At 47.6% G+C, this 15,695-nt stretch carries 15 protein-coding genes; 10 read left to right on the top strand and 5 right to left on the bottom strand.

The window, feature by feature from the left end:
• The first annotated feature begins 251 nt into the window (after positions 1-251).
• Entirely contained in the window at positions 252-1,070 is an 819-nt protein-coding gene (locus tag H6G21_RS24430) for a class II glutamine amidotransferase (RefSeq protein WP_190577069.1), read from the top strand.
• Here H6G21_RS24430 and H6G21_RS24425 read toward each other — a convergent pair.
• From H6G21_RS24425 to H6G21_RS24405, 5 genes are all read right to left on the bottom strand, one after another.
• Positions 1,034-1,882: a DUF4333 domain-containing protein gene (locus tag H6G21_RS24425; RefSeq protein WP_190577067.1), complete on the bottom strand. Its 849-nt coding sequence runs from the start codon at positions 1,880-1,882 to the stop codon at positions 1,034-1,036. The genes H6G21_RS24430 and H6G21_RS24425 overlap by 37 nt on opposite strands.
• A gap of 37 nt (positions 1,883-1,919) precedes the next feature.
• Positions 1,920-2,345, bottom strand: a complete 426-nt coding sequence (locus H6G21_RS24420; RefSeq protein WP_242042038.1) for a biopolymer transporter ExbD — start codon at positions 2,343-2,345, stop codon at positions 1,920-1,922.
• Between the two features lie 2 nt (positions 2,346-2,347).
• Positions 2,348-3,073: a MotA/TolQ/ExbB proton channel family protein gene (locus H6G21_RS24415; RefSeq protein ID WP_190577065.1), complete on the bottom strand. Its 726-nt coding sequence runs from the start codon at positions 3,071-3,073 to the stop codon at positions 2,348-2,350.
• Between the two features lie 114 nt (positions 3,074-3,187).
• Complete coding sequence (locus H6G21_RS24410) at positions 3,188-4,210, bottom strand: hypothetical protein (protein WP_190577063.1); 1,023 nt, start codon at positions 4,208-4,210, stop codon at positions 3,188-3,190.
• Positions 4,211-4,545: 335 nt separating this feature from the next.
• Complete coding sequence (locus H6G21_RS24405; RefSeq protein ID WP_190577061.1) at positions 4,546-5,601, bottom strand: sulfate ABC transporter substrate-binding protein; 1,056 nt, start codon at positions 5,599-5,601, stop codon at positions 4,546-4,548.
• Positions 5,602-6,696: 1,095 nt separating this feature from the next.
• Between H6G21_RS24405 and H6G21_RS24400 the strand changes: the two genes are divergently transcribed.
• From H6G21_RS24400 to H6G21_RS24360, 9 genes are all read left to right on the top strand, one after another.
• Positions 6,697-7,218 carry a phycocyanin subunit beta gene (locus tag H6G21_RS24400; protein ID WP_199307425.1) on the top strand — a complete coding sequence of 174 codons (522 nt, stop codon included), beginning with the start codon at positions 6,697-6,699 and terminating at the stop codon, positions 7,216-7,218.
• A 116-nt stretch (positions 7,219-7,334) separates the two neighbouring features.
• Positions 7,335-7,826, top strand: a complete 492-nt coding sequence (gene cpcA, locus H6G21_RS24395; RefSeq protein WP_190577059.1) for a phycocyanin subunit alpha — start codon at positions 7,335-7,337, stop codon at positions 7,824-7,826.
• A gap of 148 nt (positions 7,827-7,974) precedes the next feature.
• A complete protein-coding gene (locus tag H6G21_RS24390; RefSeq protein ID WP_190577057.1) occupies positions 7,975-8,841 on the top strand; it encodes a phycobilisome linker polypeptide in 867 nt (288 codons plus the stop codon).
• A gap of 887 nt (positions 8,842-9,728) precedes the next feature.
• Complete coding sequence (locus tag H6G21_RS24385) at positions 9,729-10,856, top strand: sulfate ABC transporter substrate-binding protein (RefSeq protein ID WP_190577055.1); 1,128 nt, start codon at positions 9,729-9,731, stop codon at positions 10,854-10,856.
• Positions 10,857-10,932: 76 nt separating this feature from the next.
• The gene (locus H6G21_RS24380) at positions 10,933-12,246 is read left to right on the top strand and encodes an O-acetylhomoserine aminocarboxypropyltransferase/cysteine synthase (protein WP_190577053.1); all 1,314 of its coding nucleotides are present in this window, start codon (positions 10,933-10,935) and stop codon (positions 12,244-12,246) included.
• A 117-nt stretch (positions 12,247-12,363) separates the two neighbouring features.
• Entirely contained in the window at positions 12,364-13,488 is a 1,125-nt protein-coding gene (gene metX / locus H6G21_RS24375; RefSeq protein WP_190577051.1) for a homoserine O-acetyltransferase, read from the top strand.
• A 38-nt stretch (positions 13,489-13,526) separates the two neighbouring features.
• Positions 13,527-14,387: a sulfate ABC transporter permease subunit CysT gene (cysT, locus tag H6G21_RS24370; protein WP_190577049.1), complete on the top strand. Its 861-nt coding sequence runs from the start codon at positions 13,527-13,529 to the stop codon at positions 14,385-14,387.
• On the top strand, positions 14,380-15,249 hold the full coding sequence (cysW, locus tag H6G21_RS24365) for a sulfate ABC transporter permease subunit CysW (RefSeq protein ID WP_190577047.1): 870 nt from the start codon (positions 14,380-14,382) through the stop codon (positions 15,247-15,249). The genes cysT and cysW overlap by 8 nt, the downstream gene beginning before the upstream one ends.
• A gap of 41 nt (positions 15,250-15,290) precedes the next feature.
• Positions 15,291-15,563: an NIL domain-containing protein gene (locus H6G21_RS24360; RefSeq protein WP_190577045.1), complete on the top strand. Its 273-nt coding sequence runs from the start codon at positions 15,291-15,293 to the stop codon at positions 15,561-15,563.
• Positions 15,564-15,695: the final 132 nt, after the last annotated feature.

The following is a 15,695-nucleotide window of genomic DNA, read 5'->3' as shown; positions in this document are numbered from 1 at the left end:
AAATTGTGAGCCTTAATTGTGAGCCTTAATTGTGAGCCTTAATTGTGAGCCCTGACGATGCCCTGACAAGTTTCCGCCTTGATTAAGGGGAGCTAGGGGGGATCGGTATGGGTTGCAATTACCAGTTGATTGGGTAGTACTTGCGTTAGGCGTGATACTTGCTCTAAGTGTAATTCTTGCGTTAAGCAATGTTTTTCTGTCGGCGATGCTTGCTGTAAGTGACCCTTAAATTCAGTCGGTAGGTGTGATTTATGTGCCAATTACTCGGAATGAATTGTAATGTCCCTACCGATATTTGTTTCTCCTTTGAGGGCTTTTGTGCGAGGGGCGGAAAAACCGATGAGCATCGGGATGGTTGGGGGATTGCCTTTTTTGAAGGGTTGGGATGCCGGGTTTTTTTAGATGATCAACCGTCGATCGAGTCTCCGATCGCGCAATTAGTACGGCAATATCCCATTAAGTCCACGAATGTCATTGCCCATATTCGCAAGGCAACGATCGGGCCAGTGGGTCTAGAAAACTGCCATCCGTTTAAGCGCGAGTTATGGGGACGCTATTGGGTGTTTGCCCATAACGGTGATCTCAAAGAGTTTCATTATCCAAGCCAAGGCCACTACTGCCCCGTGGGAAGTACGGATAGTGAACAGGCGTTTTGCCAGATTTTAGAAACCTTACGGCAACACTTTCCCCAGGGCAAACCCCCCTTGGAAGTGCTGTATCCAGTCTTGGAAACTTTGACTCAAGAGATTGCCCAGTATGGAATTTTTAACTACTTGTTCTCGGATGGGGAGCATTTATTTGTGCATTGTTCCACGAAGCTAAGTTACATTATCCGGCAAGCCCCGTTTGCAGCGGCTCACTTGGTGGATGAAGATATAACGGTTGATTTTCAAGAACTGACAACGGCGAGCGATCGGGTGGCTATCATTGCAACAGTTCCATTGACTGATAATGAAGAGTGGATTACGTTGCAACCTGGAGAACTGCTCGTGTTCCAGGATGGTCAGCCTGTGACCCAATCCGTTATTCCCTTTTACTCCCCTAACTCGCGCCATCCGGTGGCATCCTGAGGCGCTGCTTCGATCGCGCCATTGCTAGAGGTTGATGTCGTGGGGGCCGCTGGCGTTGCTAAGCTCCCAGAGGCTGGGCTGACTGCTGGCGTTTGGCTGCCGATCGCAGCAGCCTTAGTGGCAGACCCCGCTTCCTCGCGGATTGCTTGCCAGGTGATTTTACCTTCGGGTTCAATTTTGACGCTAACAATGTCACGGCTAGTACTAGGAAGGGTTGCCGATGGTGGGGATTTGTCAGGTGCAGTGGATGCTGAAGCATCAACCAATTTGCACTCAAAACTATCTCCCGGTTTAATGGCCCGATAGCCACCGCCGCAGTCAACTTTCAGCGTCTTTGGGAAAGGGGGCAGTCCGTCCTTAGGGGGGGTGGCTTTTGAAGGCGTAGAATCTGGCAGGGGAGGGGTTGCGGAGACTACGACGGATTGGGCGAGATCGGGTTTTTCCGGGGTCTGGGTTTGGCCCAAAACCGCTTGAACCTCGGACTCTAATTTGGCGAGGTTGAGTAATCGCCAGGAATGGGGAATCTCCCAATTAACCTTGTCTTTTTCCGCTGTGGCCCTCACTTGGATAAAAAAGCCTCCCTCGGGGTTTAAGGCTCCCGTGCATTCAAATTCTTGGTCGGGTTGAGCTTGCAAGTTCTTGGGACAGGTAATGGTTTTGACTGAGATGCCACTTTGCTTTTCAATCTCCGTTTTGAGGAGGGTTTCGATCGAATGGGTTGCGGAGGATTGATTGCATCCGGTTAGGCTAATCAATGCGATCGCTGCGATCGCCCTGAATCTCATACCTAACACCACACTTCGTTTTGCCATGCTGATCTGTTTTGCTATGCTAGTTTGCCTTGCCATGCTAATTCCCCTCAATGGCTAAGGAAACGCGCTCTCCACCCACTTTTTGTAAGGTGCCTAAAACCTTGGCCAATTGTTCATAGGACACTTTGCGATCGGCTTTGAGCAAAACAGCGGCTTGGGGGCTGCTGGCCAAAAAGGTTTGCACTTGCTGGGATAAATCTGTTTCACTCACAACCACATCTTTCACGGCTAATTTGCCTTGGGCATCGATCGCGACAATCATGGGGTCAGGGCCTTTGGAGGCTGACGGATTAGCAGGGGCATTGGCGCTGGGCAGTGTGACGTTTAATGCATTTTGCTGTTTCGTCAAAGTCATTGACACAATGATGAAAAACGTGAGAATGGTCATAACCACGTCCATCATGGGTACCAGGTTGACCTCTGGCATTTGATTACTAGCGTGATTGCTGCGTTTCAAGACCATGATTAACCGTCCACTGTGCTTCGATCCGGGATAAACTCATTCATTCTGCCCATGTCAGAATTGGACGCGGATTTTTGGTATTGAAACTTAGGTTCGTACCAAATCTGTCGATAGATTAATTCCAGTTCACTACCCACGATCGAAAAATAATCCAGTTGCTTGGCTTCCAGGGAAACTAACACTCGCAAAATACTCAAGGCAATAATTGCGACAATCATTCCCCCCGCCGTTGTGATTAAGGCTTCCCCGATCCCAGCCGCCGCTTTGCCCAAATCTCCCGCACTGCTTGCCCCGCCGCCGCCACCGATGTTGAGGTTACTAAACGTCATAATCAAACCTGTGACGGTTCCTAAAAGACCCAATAATGGAGCAATCCCAACGACGCTTTCCAGTAATTTGTGTCCCCGTCGAATTTCAATAAATTCCTTTTCACTCGAAGTTTCTAAGGCTAGATGAAACGTTTCGGGCGTAGGCTGGTGTAAGCGTAACGGTGCTAGTAGATAGCGCCCGATGGGAAGATGGCTACCTCGCCGTGCAATATCTGCGGCCAACGCGAGATCGGTATGGGCTGATTCCAAGACATCGTGGACAATTCGACCTTCTTGCTTGAGTAACTGTCGCCAGAAGACAGCTCGTTCGATCGCGCAACCAAAAGTTGCAACGGATAACCCCACCAGCGGGATCATCACCGGCCCCCCTTTGGCGATCATTTCATAGAAATTAGACATGGATGTTCCTCAGCTTGAGCAATTGACAGGTTTGCGATGAACGTTGCGATGAACGTTGCGATGAACGTTGCGATGAACGTTGCGATGAATTTTGCGGTAAATGGTGTTACGACTTTACTGGGGCGGCACATTCCAAATCGTCAAGACACTACCCCCCTTGGTACTTGGGAGAATGAAAACGTAGAGTTTCTTCGAGGCATCCACGGTGTACAGTAAGCCACCGTTGTAAGCAGTTGGGCCGTCAAAATTAATGCCTCGGGTGCCCAAGTTGCCCTGAATATAGGTTGGAAATACGTCTTCTGGTGCTTCGTCAAATAGCAGCGCTGCCGAAGCACCCGGCTTGAGTTTTGTGCCTGCAAAGGCGATCGTGGGCTGTGCCAAACTATTCGGGGTGGCATCTGGAGCTGAGGTGGAACCGAGAATTTCGGCGACATCCGGAGGGACAGGAATGGCTTTAGCGAGGTCTCCTAAGGCAATGACTTCTGGTGCCAAAACATAGATAGCGGTGCCCGTGGTATCCACTAAGATATTCAGAATTTGGCCCTGACCTTTCCGGGAAACTTGATATGCTTTGTGATCCGGTTTATTCAAGACGGGAGAGGCTTGATATTTTTTACCAGGCAGTTCCTTTTCAAAAAAGCTGGCGACAGAGGCCAAGTCTTTTGTGGTCGTAAAGCAAGCAGATTGTCCGTAGCAACCGGCGACTGCCCCTGGATAGATGGGAAAATCATCCCAAGCAGAGGACGTATTCTCTTCCGAAGTGCTTTGCTTGGAATCGTCCTTAGTTTCTGTCTGCTTAGTTTCCGTGACCTTGGGAGGGGTGGCGGGTGGAATCGGGTTTGAGGGCTGGGTGGGTGGGGGGGAGAAGGTGGGTTTGCTCAGGGTGGCGGTTTTCTGAGTCTTAACAGATTTAATTCCAGTCGATTTGGTAATCGTTGGAAGTTGCGTAATGCGCACCTTTTTTTCTTCTGGTTTTACAGATGCGGCTTCTTGTTTCTCACCTCCCGTGGGAATGACCAGCGATAGGCCATGGAGTCCTAAAGAAATTGCCATTCCTAATCCGAGTAGCTTTTTGGTGGTTTGGGCGTGGGGAGCGGGGGCCGCATGCAACCATTCATCGATCGCTGTCGTGGTCACTGTGGTGTGATTTTCAGCAATAGATTGGGGATCAGTAGGCGAGTCAGGTGACAAATTCTTACTGGCCTCGGATGTCATTTTAGGAGGAAAAAACTTTAACACGGGGATTACGCTTGAGACTCACGATGAAGATAACTGAGACGAAGAAAAACTACAGGCACTGAATGTAAATTGAACTGTGCCTGTAGGCATTTGCCGATACCAAAATTGTGAGGAATCATCCATAGCAACCCTTGAAATAAGCCTCAAATCCTGCAATGAGCCTTTCAGCGCGTTGAGTGGGAATTTCCCTAAAAGGGGCTTACTCAAGGGTTGCTCAGAAAGATGCTGAGAGCCTAGCGCTTATTGACTACCTGATCAAAAATTGCACCATCAGCAAAGAATTTCTTCTGAACTTCGTCCCACCCTCCAAAGTCCTTGACGGTGTATAACTTGCTGACCTTCGGGAATTTCTTCTCAAACTCTTTAGCCACACCGCCATCTACGGGACGGAAGCCAACTTTGGCATATTCCCGTTGCGCTTCTGGGCTATACAGGAACTTCACTAAGGCTTCCGAGACTTCACGGGTACCACGTTTGTCAACGATTTTATCAACTACCGCGATCGGGTTATCGATCGAGATATTGACAGGCGGGATCACGTAGAAAACGCGATCGCCATTTTGCTCAGCCAGAATCACTTCATGCTCATAATTCAGTAAAACGTCGCCTTGCCCCTTTTTGAGGAAAATGTCCGTGGATTCTCTTGCATCCTTGGGCCACACAGGAACGTTTTTAGCAACTTTGCTAAAAAATTCCTTGGCTTGGTTGTCGTTGCCCCCGGTCTGGCTCACGGAACCCCAAAGTCCGAGGAAATTCCAAATTGCGCCCCCGGATGTTTTGGGGTTGGCCGTAATGACCTGCACGCCATTGGCGAGATCACTCCAGGTTTTCACTTTCTTAGGATTGCCAGGACGAGTGACTAACGCAATAACCGATTTAGTCACAATGGCATCATTGGGCGCTTCCTTTTCCCAGCCGGGTTGAATTAATCCAGCCTTTTCTAAACGCTTGGTATCCAGGGCCAGGGCCAGGGACACCACATCTGCTTCCAGGCCATCCAAAACGGCTCGTGTCTGGCTACCCGATCCGCCATAGCTACGATTGACGACCACTTCTTGGCCCTTTTCTCGCTTCCACTTTTCTTGGAACAAGGGAATGATTTTGTCGTGGGCAGCTTTGGTTACGGCAAAACTAACAAGTGTGATTTCTACTTTGTTAGGTTTTTGGGCAATCAATTTTTGCTCTGCAGGTGCAGCAAACGCTGAGGAAACTCCAATGGGCATCAGCGACAAGCTTAGCCCAAGACCCACTGCCGCAAATGATGGGATTGACGGTTTTACGGTAGTCATAACAGTTTAATCCTCGGGTGCTCTCTGTTCTTAGGAAATGGATTCTTCTGATAAGTACGCTGCTCAAACGACTGAGGGAAATAACAATTCAAAGCGCGCTCGTAAACCCAGCCAGTTCCCTGATTGATTTAATCTACGGTAAATCGAGCGGAATACCGTGTTTATTTGAGCTGCATAAAAGAATGTCACAAAAATCACCCAAGATCAAGAGGTTAACAATTTTTTCTCTAAAAACGATGAAATAGTGTCAACGTTTCCAGAGGGGGCTGATCTATTGATGAAATAAAGTCTGAAAATTGTAGAGTGATGTATTAAATGGTCTTGACCCAAGGCGATTTTTGTGTAGGTCGAAAATGATTTTCTTCAGGCTGTTCAGAATTAGAGGTACCCAGCATGTACCGTCTGTCAAAGTTGAAATGACCGGTTGAAATGACCGGTTGAAATGACGGGATTGTGCATAGGTTCTAAATGAGCTTGGAAATTTCTCTCCCTAATTCCTACAAAACTTCCCTCTAGCCTCTCAATTGAGCTGGCTACAACGCCCTCAATACGGTCAATCAATCGCATGAGTTTCAGACTGCTCAACAAAAGATGTGATCCAAAATACATTGACTAAGTTTTGTAAAAATAATGATAAAAAAGAGTATCGAGATTAGCAAAAATTTAGTGACTTAAATAACAATGGTGACTGAATCAGGAAAGAGAGACTATGAAAATGCAAATTAAACTACTTTTTTAAAGTAATGAGATATACATTTTGGGTTTTTTAGTGCTCTCGCATTACGAAAGCGTAGTAATGTTTCGTAATCAAAAAAGACTTTGCAGGTGTTGTATAAATGAACCCAAGAGAAATGCAGATGACGAAATAAGCGTACCTAAGCGTTGTGTTTATTTCTCGTTAATGTTTCTCTCTATGTAATTTCAGTGTTGCTGGAGTAAGTTCTTTAAGGTTCCTTTCATGTTGTTCTAAATGATTGGCTCCTTGAGTTAACTAATTTCTGGAAAATCAAGTTCTAGATGATGAGTTCATTACTCAAAACGCATTACTGAAAGTTTATTCAGTTTCAAAACAACAATTTTTAGGAGATTGCAACCATGGTGCAAGATGCCTTTTCTAAGGTGACAGCCCAAGCTGATGCACGGGGGGAATACGTCAGCGATGCCCAAATCGATGCTTTGATTAACTTCGTTAGAGAAGGCAACAAGCGAGTTGATGCAGTTAATCGGATTTCGAGTAACGCATCCACGATCGTCACCAATGCTGCACGGGCATTGTTTGAAGAGCAGCCCCAACTGATTTCACCTGGTGGTAATGCTTATACAAACCGCCGTGCAGCTGCTTGCTTGCGCGATTTGGAAATCATCTTGCGCTACGTTACCTATGCAATTTATGCCGGGGATGCGAGTGTTCTCGAAGATCGTGCTCTGAACGGTCTGCGGGAAACTTACTTGGCTTTGGGGACGCCTGGTGCTTCCGTGGCTGTGGGCATTCAAAAACTGAAAGATGCCGCGATCGCTTTGGTGAATGATCCGAATGGAGTCACCCGTGGTGATTGCAGTGCCTTGGTTTCGGAAATTGCAACTTACTTCGATCGGGCATCCGCAGCCGTTGGCTAAAGTTCTGGTTCCCTGGAACTACTTCAGAACTACTTCCTAGGAATGGATGCAATTTGCATCTTTCCTTACTTTTACAAAGACAAAAATTCTTAGAGCTATTAGGAGAAAATTCGTTCATGAGCAAGACTCCTTTAACTGAAGCAGTTGTGTCTGCGGATTCCCAAGGCCGTTTCCTCGGTAGCACTGAAATTCAAGTTGCCTTTGGTCGGTTCCGCCAAGCTGCTGTTTCTCTAGAAGCGGCAAAAGAGCTCTCTAGAAAGGCTGGCAGTCTCTCTGAAGCAGCAGCAAACGCTGTTTATCAAAAGTATCCCTACACCACCCAGCTCCAAGGGAAAAACTATGCTTCGGATGCACGGGGTAAGGCGAAGTGTGTTCGGGACATTGGCTACTACCTGCGCATCGTGACCTACGCATTGGTCGTAGGGGGAACCGGCCCGATCGATGACTACCTTGTTGCTGGACTGGCGGAAATCAACAAGAGCTTCGAGTTATCTCCTAGCTGGTATATTGAAGCCCTCAAGCACATCAAGGGCAATCACGGTTTAACAGGTGATCCGGCAGTTGAAGTCAACTCTTATATTGATTACATCATCAATAACCTGAGCTAGAGTTGGTTCACAGGTTAAGGCTCACTGATAGGTTATCTAGTAATGCGATCGTCTAGCTAAGATCTGATACCCAAGATCTGACGATCGCCCTACGAAACAGCTTGTCAGTGAGCTGTTCATTTAGACAGGTGTAAAGTAGGTAATTGGAATGGTGATTACAAGTGCCGCTTCCCGTTTAGGGGTTTCTGCGTTTACGAATGCAGCGCCAGTTGAACTGCGATCGAAGGCAAGCCAAGCGGATATCTACGCAGTGATTGCAGCCGTTTATCGCCAAGTTCTCGGCAATGATTATTTGCTCAAGTCAGAGCGCTTAATCAGTGCAGAATCTCTGCTGTTGAATGGAACGATCACGGTTAAGGAGTTTGTTCGACAAGTTGCCAAGTCCGATCTTTATAAAGCTAAATTTTTTTCGAGTAGTTTCCATACCCGTTTTACCGAGTTGAACTACAAGCACTTACTAGGCCGTGCGCCCTATGATGAGTCAGAGATTCAGGCACATTTGGATTTATATCTAGAAAAGGGCTATAACGCTGATATTGATTCCTACATTGACTCCCCGGAGTATATCCAAAACTTTGGGGATTGGGTGGTGCCCTACTATCGAGGCTTTGCAACGCAGACAGGCCAGAAAACCGTGGGCTTTACTCGGCTGTTTAAACTCTATCGGGGGTATGCCAACAGCGATCGATCTCAGGTACTTGGAAAAGCATCCCGACTGGGAGGGGAATTGGGGCGTAATAGCGCTTCTCCGGTGGTTGCCCCATCAGGGAGTAACAATGGGTTTGCTTACCAATCTCCGGCACGGGGTATAACGCCCCAGAGTACCTTTGGCGGGTCTTTAGCCTATGGGTCTGGTCGGCTGTATCGCGTGGAAGTTGCCCGACTGGCCAAGTTGGGTTACCCTAAAGTTCGCCAAGTCAATCAAGCAGTCATTATTCCCTACGAAGCGTTATCGAGTTACCTACAACGGATTCATAGCCAGGGGGGGAAGGTCGCTAGTATCACGCCACTTTAATTTTCTGTTGAATTTTTCTGTTGAATTTTTCTGTTGAAATGTGTCTACGCTTGCTGAATGAATCTTCCTATTTTTGATAGGGAGATTTTTATTGTTATTGTTTTATATTGCTATTTTTTAAGTTTTAGATCTGATTTGATGATCTGATTGAGGAATCTGTGATCTCATTATTAGGATTGATATTTTCCCACCTTGTGATATGTAAATTTGTGACATATGCAATTGTGACATATGCAATTGTGACATATGCAATTGTGACATACGAAATTATCGCATATGCGATGTTTAATTTATGCGGAGACCTTGCCCCCAAGGGGCTAAAACTGGCTGAGTTAGACTTTTCCTAGAGAGTGGAAGAAGGGACTAGGGGCTGAGGGCAAAAAGTCGTTGCTTTGCGTTATAAAACATAACTTCAAAATGTTTTGATGCTGCAAGAAATGGATAGAAATTTGTATCTAATGTACTTTCTAGGATGAGTAAGAGAGTCCTATGATATATCCACTACGCTTTTGTAAAGCGTCTAGCAATTTAATCTCCTTTATTAAATCTTCCTGACTTGCTGACAGGGAGATTTTTTTTGTGAGAATTTACTAGATTCAGAATTCACTAGATGATAATTGCATCTCAGTGCTTTGAATTTAGGGAGGGGTGAAAATCCTACAGGTGCTGTGGGTGTCAACTCCGAGTTCCCAAGGTGCGTCTATCCTCAACCGGGTTTCTATAGGAGGGGCGGCCCTAGGATGGGAGGGGTTGGAAGTCAAACCTCGGTTCTCCGATCGGAATTAAGTTTTTTCCCTTGCTTTTCTGGAAAAACCTTTGTAGGATAATCCTCTAGAGATTAAACGGTAATCCCATCGATTTACCGTAGATTAAAAAGGAGAACAGCGATGACTGTGCAGCAAGCCGTATTTAGGGTTTTCCGAGAGCGTCTGCCCCGCTTTCGTTTCAAGTCACTTAAAAGCTTGGTCGGGTTGTTCTTGGTTGGGGCGGCTCTCAGCGTTTCGCTAGCGGCTTGCTCGGGTGGGAATCAATCGAATTCCCCTGCTTCCTCCGGCAACAGTGCGGAGGGTGGGAAGCAGAATATTGAGCTGACCTTTGTGGGCTATGCGGTGCCAAAAGCGGCCCATGATGCCATCATTCCGAAATTCCAAGAGCAGTGGAAAAAGGATCACAACGGCCAAAATGTCACCTTCAAACAGAGCTACGGGGGATCTGGGACCCAGACCCGCGCGATCCTTGATGGCTTGGAAGCAGATGTGGTGCATTTAGCGATCGGGGCCGATGTAAACAAGCTGGTAAAAGCTGGGTTTGTACAAGAGAATTGGACGCAGCGAGTTCCCAACAACGGAATTGTGGGTGAAACGGTAGCCGCAATCATTACCCGTGAAGGTAATCCCAAAAATATTAAAACCTTTGCAGATCTGGCCCGCGACGACGTGAAATGGGTGACTCCGAACCCTAAGACCTCTGGGGGGGCGCGTTGGAACTACTACGCGCTGTGGAATTATGCCAAGAAAACGGGCGGGGATGATGCAAAAGCGAAGGAATTCGTGACACAAGCCTTCCAGAACGTTGTGGTGCTTGCTAAGGATGCGCGGGAGTCAACGGATGCCTTTGCAAAACAAGGGCAAGGGGATGCTTTGGTGAACTATGAGAACGAAGTCATCCTAGCCAAGCAGAAAGGTGAGAAAGTAGACTTCGTTGTCCCTGAAGTGAATATCTCCATTGATACACCAGTGACTGTGATTGACAAGAACGTAGACAAGCATGGTACTCGGGAAGCAGCAGAAGCATTTGTGAAATTCCTGTTTACGCCGGAAGCACAGCGAGAGTTTGCCAAGGTTGGATTCCGGCCCCTGGGCGATTTGAAACAAGAACCGGAAATTGCCAAGCAATTCCCGCCGGTGAAGCAACTGGCTAAGATTGATGAATACGGCGGTTGGAAGGAAGCACAGAAAGCCTTTGAGGATGGCGGCCCGTTTGATGCGATCGAAGCTGCTATCGGCAAAAAGTAGGTGAAATCCTAGCGCGATTTCCTAGAGATGCCGAGGAGATCGCGCTGTTAGTACTGTCCCGCTGAGGATTAAAACCATGTCATCCCAATATCGCTTTGAAACCCTACAGGTTCACGCTGGACAAACCCCCGCACCCGGAACGAATGCCCGCGCAGTTCCGATTTATCAAACCACTTCCTACACGTTTGATAGTGCGGATCATGGTGCGAATCTCTTTGCCTTAAAGGAATTTGGCAATATCTACACTCGCATTATGAATCCGACAACGGATGTGTTTGAAAAGCGAGTGGCAGCCTTGGAAGGTGGGGTGGCGGCGTTGGCGACCTCGAGTGGACAGGCCGCGCAATTTCTAGCAATCAGCACGATTGCCGAAGCGGGAGACAACATTGTTTCCACCAGTTTTCTGTACGGAGGAAGCTACAACCAATTCAAAGTTGCTCTCCCCCGCTTGGGCATCCAGGTTAAGTTTGTTGAGGGCGATGACCCGGAGGGATTTCGTCAAGCGATCGATGAACGGACAAAGGCGCTGTACGTCGAGACGATCGGCAATCCTCAGTTTAATGTGCCAGACTTTGCGACCCTAGCCCACATTGCCCATGAGCATGGGATTCCCCTGATCGTAGACAATACCTTTGGGGCGGCGGGCTATCTGTGTCGTCCCATTGAACACGGTGCTGATATCGTAGTCCAGTCCGCCACAAAATGGATTGGTGGCCACGGTACTTCGATCGGCGGGGTCATTGTTGATTCAGGACGCTTTGACTGGGGAAATGGTAAATTTCCGAGTTTTACGTCTCCTTCTCCGGGATATCATGGCCTGAATTTTGATGAAACTTTTGGCCCCGACAGTCCCTTTGGCAATATTGCTTTCATTATCCGAGCGAGGGTAGAAGGCTTACGGGATCTGGGGCCGAGCCTCAGTCCCTTTAATGCGTTCTTGCTGCTACAGGGTTTGGAGACGTTATCTCTCCGGGTCGATCGCCATGTTCAAAACGCCTTGGAATTAGCCCAGTGGTTGCAGACCCATCCCCAAGTGGCCTGGGTGAGCTATCTGGGTTTACCGGATCACCCCTATCACGATCGGGCTCGGAAATATCTCCAGAATGGTTTTGGGGGGGTGCTGAACTTTGGAATTAAAGGCGGCTTAGAGTTTGGTCGAGCCTTCATCAACCATGTCAAACTGGCTAGCCATTTGGCGAATGTGGGCGATGCCAAGACCCTCGTCATTCATCCCGCTTCCACTACCCATCAACAACTCAGTGAAACAGAACAACGCTCCGCTGGTGTGACACCGGATTTAATTCGAGTCTCGGTTGGGCTGGAACATATTGACGATATCAAAGCGGATTTTGTCCAAGCCTTTGATCAAGCTAGCAGTAGCTGTCAATAATGAGCTGTTTGCCTAGCTAATCTAGCTAATCTAGCTAAACAGTCACTAGCTGTTAATAACTAGCTGGCTCAGCCTATGCCCCATCATCAGTCGCCAGTTTAAGGAGGTGACTTCAGCATGCATTATCAGCAGTGGATTTCATCAAAGACCCAGTTTTATCAGTTACCTGAACCTTTGGGTTTAGAATCCGGTGGCAGCTTATCGAATGTTCAAGTGGCCTATCGCACTTGGGGCGCTTTAAATTCACAGGGTGATAATGCAATCTTAATTTGCCATGCTTTAACGGGATCTGCGGATGCCGATCGATGGTGGCAGGATTTGTTTGGTGCGGGTAAGGTGTTTGATCCTGATCAGGATTTCATCATCTGTAGCAATATCCTAGGAAGCTGTTATGGCACGACTGGGCCAACCAGTCTGAATCCGATCACGAATGAACCCTATGCCAGTACATTTCCCGCGATTACAATTCGGGATATGGTACGGGTACAAGCTAAGTTATTGGAACAGCTATCCGTACAACGACTCAAATTAGTCATTGGCGGATCACTAGGGGGAATGCAAGTGTTGGAATGGGCGTTGCTGTATCCTGACTGGGTACAGGCGATCGTGCCGATTGCGACTTCAGGTCGCCATTCTGCTTGGTGCGTTGCCCTCAGTGAAGCCCAGCGACAGGCTATCTATGCCGATCCCCAGTGGGCTGCGGGCCAGTATTCCCCTGAGCGATCGCCGAACCACGGGTTAGCGATCGCTCGGATGATTGCCATGAGTACCTATCGTTCTTGGCAGAGTTTTGAGCAACGGTTTGGACGGCAGATCGATCGGGCTCCTCTCCCCTATTCAGCCGTTCCCAAACCCGCAGAGGGAGTGTCTTTTTCGATTCAACAGTACTTGTATCGCCATGGGCAAAAACTGGTTGAACGATTTGATGCAAACACCTACATCACTCTGACCCAAGCTATGGATCATCACGACATTAGTCAGCAACGGGGGGAATATATTCATGTTTTGCAAGCCATTCAACACCCCACTCTTGTCGTTTCCATTGACACGGATGTTCTGTATCCCCCCGCAGAGCAACAACTGTTAGCCGAGACAATTCCCAAAGCGCAATGGACTTCAATTACCTCCATGCATGGTCATGATGGCTTTTTAATCGATACACAGGTGCTCAATGACCGAGTGGTCGCTTTTGGTCACTCCCTTGGCTGGGGCAACGCCCTCACAGCATCCTCCCTTGAGTAGGATTTCTGCTTCCATTCATCTTTGCTAACAAATTTTCTATGACTATTACGTCTCCTCCACCTGTTCATCGTTCACCCGCGTGGCAAGCACCCTTTCGTCTATTTAGTAAGGTTTCTTGGCCTCTCAAAATTACGATTGCCTATCTGTCTTTCATGTTGTTACTGCCGATAACGGCGATGATTACAAAGGCCAGCACGATCGGCCCCAGTGAATTTTGGCGCATTGCCACCAGTGAAGTTGCGCTGGCGACCTATGATGTCACTTTTACAACGGCAATTGTAGCGGCCTTGATTGATGGGGTCTTTGGTACCTTAATTGCTTGGGTGTTGGTGCGCTATGACTTTCCGTTGAAGCGACTCATTGATGCTTCTGTCGATCTCCCATTTGCCTTACCCACAGCCGTTGCTGGCTTAACCCTAGCCACGGTTTATAGCGAGAATGGTTGGATTGGCTCCTTGCTTTTACCTTTCGGCCTCAAAGTGTCTTTTACCCGTATAGGGGTTGGGATTGCCATGATTTTTATCTCCCTTCCCTTTGTTGTGCGAACGGTGCAGCCTGTTTTAACTGAACTGGATAAGGATGTGGAGGAGTCAGCTTGGTGTATGGGGGCATCGCCTTGGCAAACCTTCTGGCATGTGATCTTTCCACCCTTAATGCCACCGATTTTGACTGGGGTGGCCCTCGGATTTTCCCGTGCGGTAGGGGAGTATGGTTCGACGGTCATCATTTCATCGAATACACCATTCAAAGATTTGATTGCACCAGTACTGATCTTTCAACGCTTAGAGCAATATGACTTTGCGGGTGCAACGGTGATTGGCACAACGTTGTTGATTATTTCTCTGGTGCTGCTTCTGGGTATCAATCTATTACAAGCTTGGGGACGACGGTATGACTAGTACAAAAGAAAAGGTTGAACTGACAACTGCTCCCACCAGGGAACCAAAAGCGAAAAAGTCCTGGGTGCCAACTGTTTTAATTACTATTGCAGTGAGTTTTTTGATTTTAGTGCTGTACATTCCTGCACTGAATGTTTTTGTGGCCGCTTTTAGCAAGGGAGTAGGCCCATTTTTCCATAACTTAACCAGTCCTGAATCCCTGTTTGCAATCCAATTAACGGTGTTGTTAGCTGTGATTGCAGTTCCTCTCAATACGATTTTTGGCCTCTGTGCAGCCTGGGCGATCGCGCGGCATAAGTTTCCCGGTCGAGCTTTTGTTTTGAGTGTCATTGATCTGCCCTTTTCCATTTCGCCAGTTGTGGCAGGGCTTATGATTATGCTGCTCTATGGGCGTCAAGGTTGGTTTGGCGAGTTTCTCACCAGCCATGACATCAAGATCGTCTTTGCCGTTCCTGGTATGGCGATCGCCACTGCCTTCGTGAGTATGCCCTTTGTGGCCCGTGAAGTGATCCCAGTCTTAGAAGAAGCTGGGGCTGATCAAGAAGAAGCTGCAAAAACCCTTGGTGCGAATGATTGGCAAACTTTTTGGCGGGTGACCCTACCCAATATCCGTTGGGGGCTTCTCTACGGAGTCATTTTGACCAATGCGAGGGCGATGGGGGAATTTGGAGCGGTTTCCGTAGTATCTGGCAACATTGCCCAAAAAACTCAAAGTTTGCCCCTATTTGTGGAAGATGCCTACAAGCAGTACAACACTGAAGCAGCCTATTCAGCAGCGGTTTTGTTGGCATTTTTAGCAGTTGTGACCTTGGTTCTCAAGGAGATTGTAGAGCGCAAAACGGCTATTAAACCTACCCGATAGGTGTAGAAGTTCTCAAAGTCACTGAATTTCAGGAGTTCACGATGTCCCAATCCCAATCCCCTTCCCTAGTCCAGAAACATTTACGAATTCAGATTCCGCCCAAACATCATCAAGTTCCAGTGATTTCTCAATTGGTTTCAGAGTACGGTTTAATTGTCAACATCAAGGCTGCAATTTTGGATCAACAGGCAACCAGTAGTGGCTGGTTTGATATTAGTTTGCAGGGGGATCGAGAGAATCTACAGAATGGTCTGAATTATCTAAAAGATTTAGATGTAGAAATCTGGACTAATAAAGATAAACATCTTAATTAAAATGGAGTAACTACTCAGGCTGAGGTTCAAGCGACACAGGATGTCCCGAGAACAATGCAACGAGAGCCTCTAAAAGATTGATATGCTGCTTGCGCAAGGTGGATAAATAGCCCCGAATACGACAGAACATGC

The organism is Alkalinema sp. FACHB-956, from assembly GCF_014697025.1.
In the GTDB taxonomy this organism is placed as follows: domain Bacteria; phylum Cyanobacteriota; class Cyanobacteriia; order Leptolyngbyales; family Leptolyngbyaceae; genus Alkalinema.
Note: the sequence above shows the minus strand (reverse complement) of the source record. Positions and strands in the feature narration are given on the sequence as shown.

Coding starts and splice junctions, on each gene's coding strand:
- cpcA (WP_190577059.1), top strand. CDS start 7,335: ATGAGCAAGACTCCTTTAACTGAAGCAGTTGTGTCTGCGGATTCCCAA.
- metX (WP_190577051.1), top strand. CDS start 12,364: ATGCATTATCAGCAGTGGATTTCATCAAAGACCCAGTTTTATCAGTTA.
- H6G21_RS24425 (WP_190577067.1), bottom strand. CDS start 1,882: ATGGCAAAACGAAGTGTGGTGTTAGGTATGAGATTCAGGGCGATCGCA.
- H6G21_RS24385 (WP_190577055.1), top strand. CDS start 9,729: ATGACTGTGCAGCAAGCCGTATTTAGGGTTTTCCGAGAGCGTCTGCCC.
- cysW (WP_190577047.1), top strand. CDS start 14,380: ATGACTAGTACAAAAGAAAAGGTTGAACTGACAACTGCTCCCACCAGG.
- H6G21_RS24360 (WP_190577045.1), top strand. CDS start 15,291: ATGTCCCAATCCCAATCCCCTTCCCTAGTCCAGAAACATTTACGAATT.
- H6G21_RS24420 (WP_242042038.1), bottom strand. CDS start 2,345: ATGGTCTTGAAACGCAGCAATCACGCTAGTAATCAAATGCCAGAGGTC.
- H6G21_RS24400 (WP_199307425.1), top strand. CDS start 6,697: ATGGTGCAAGATGCCTTTTCTAAGGTGACAGCCCAAGCTGATGCACGG.
- H6G21_RS24405 (WP_190577061.1), bottom strand. CDS start 5,601: ATGACTACCGTAAAACCGTCAATCCCATCATTTGCGGCAGTGGGTCTT.
- H6G21_RS24380 (WP_190577053.1), top strand. CDS start 10,933: ATGTCATCCCAATATCGCTTTGAAACCCTACAGGTTCACGCTGGACAA.
- H6G21_RS24415 (WP_190577065.1), bottom strand. CDS start 3,073: ATGTCTAATTTCTATGAAATGATCGCCAAAGGGGGGCCGGTGATGATC.
- H6G21_RS24390 (WP_190577057.1), top strand. CDS start 7,975: ATGGTGATTACAAGTGCCGCTTCCCGTTTAGGGGTTTCTGCGTTTACG.
- H6G21_RS24430 (WP_190577069.1), top strand. CDS start 252: ATGTGCCAATTACTCGGAATGAATTGTAATGTCCCTACCGATATTTGT.
- cysT (WP_190577049.1), top strand. CDS start 13,527: ATGACTATTACGTCTCCTCCACCTGTTCATCGTTCACCCGCGTGGCAA.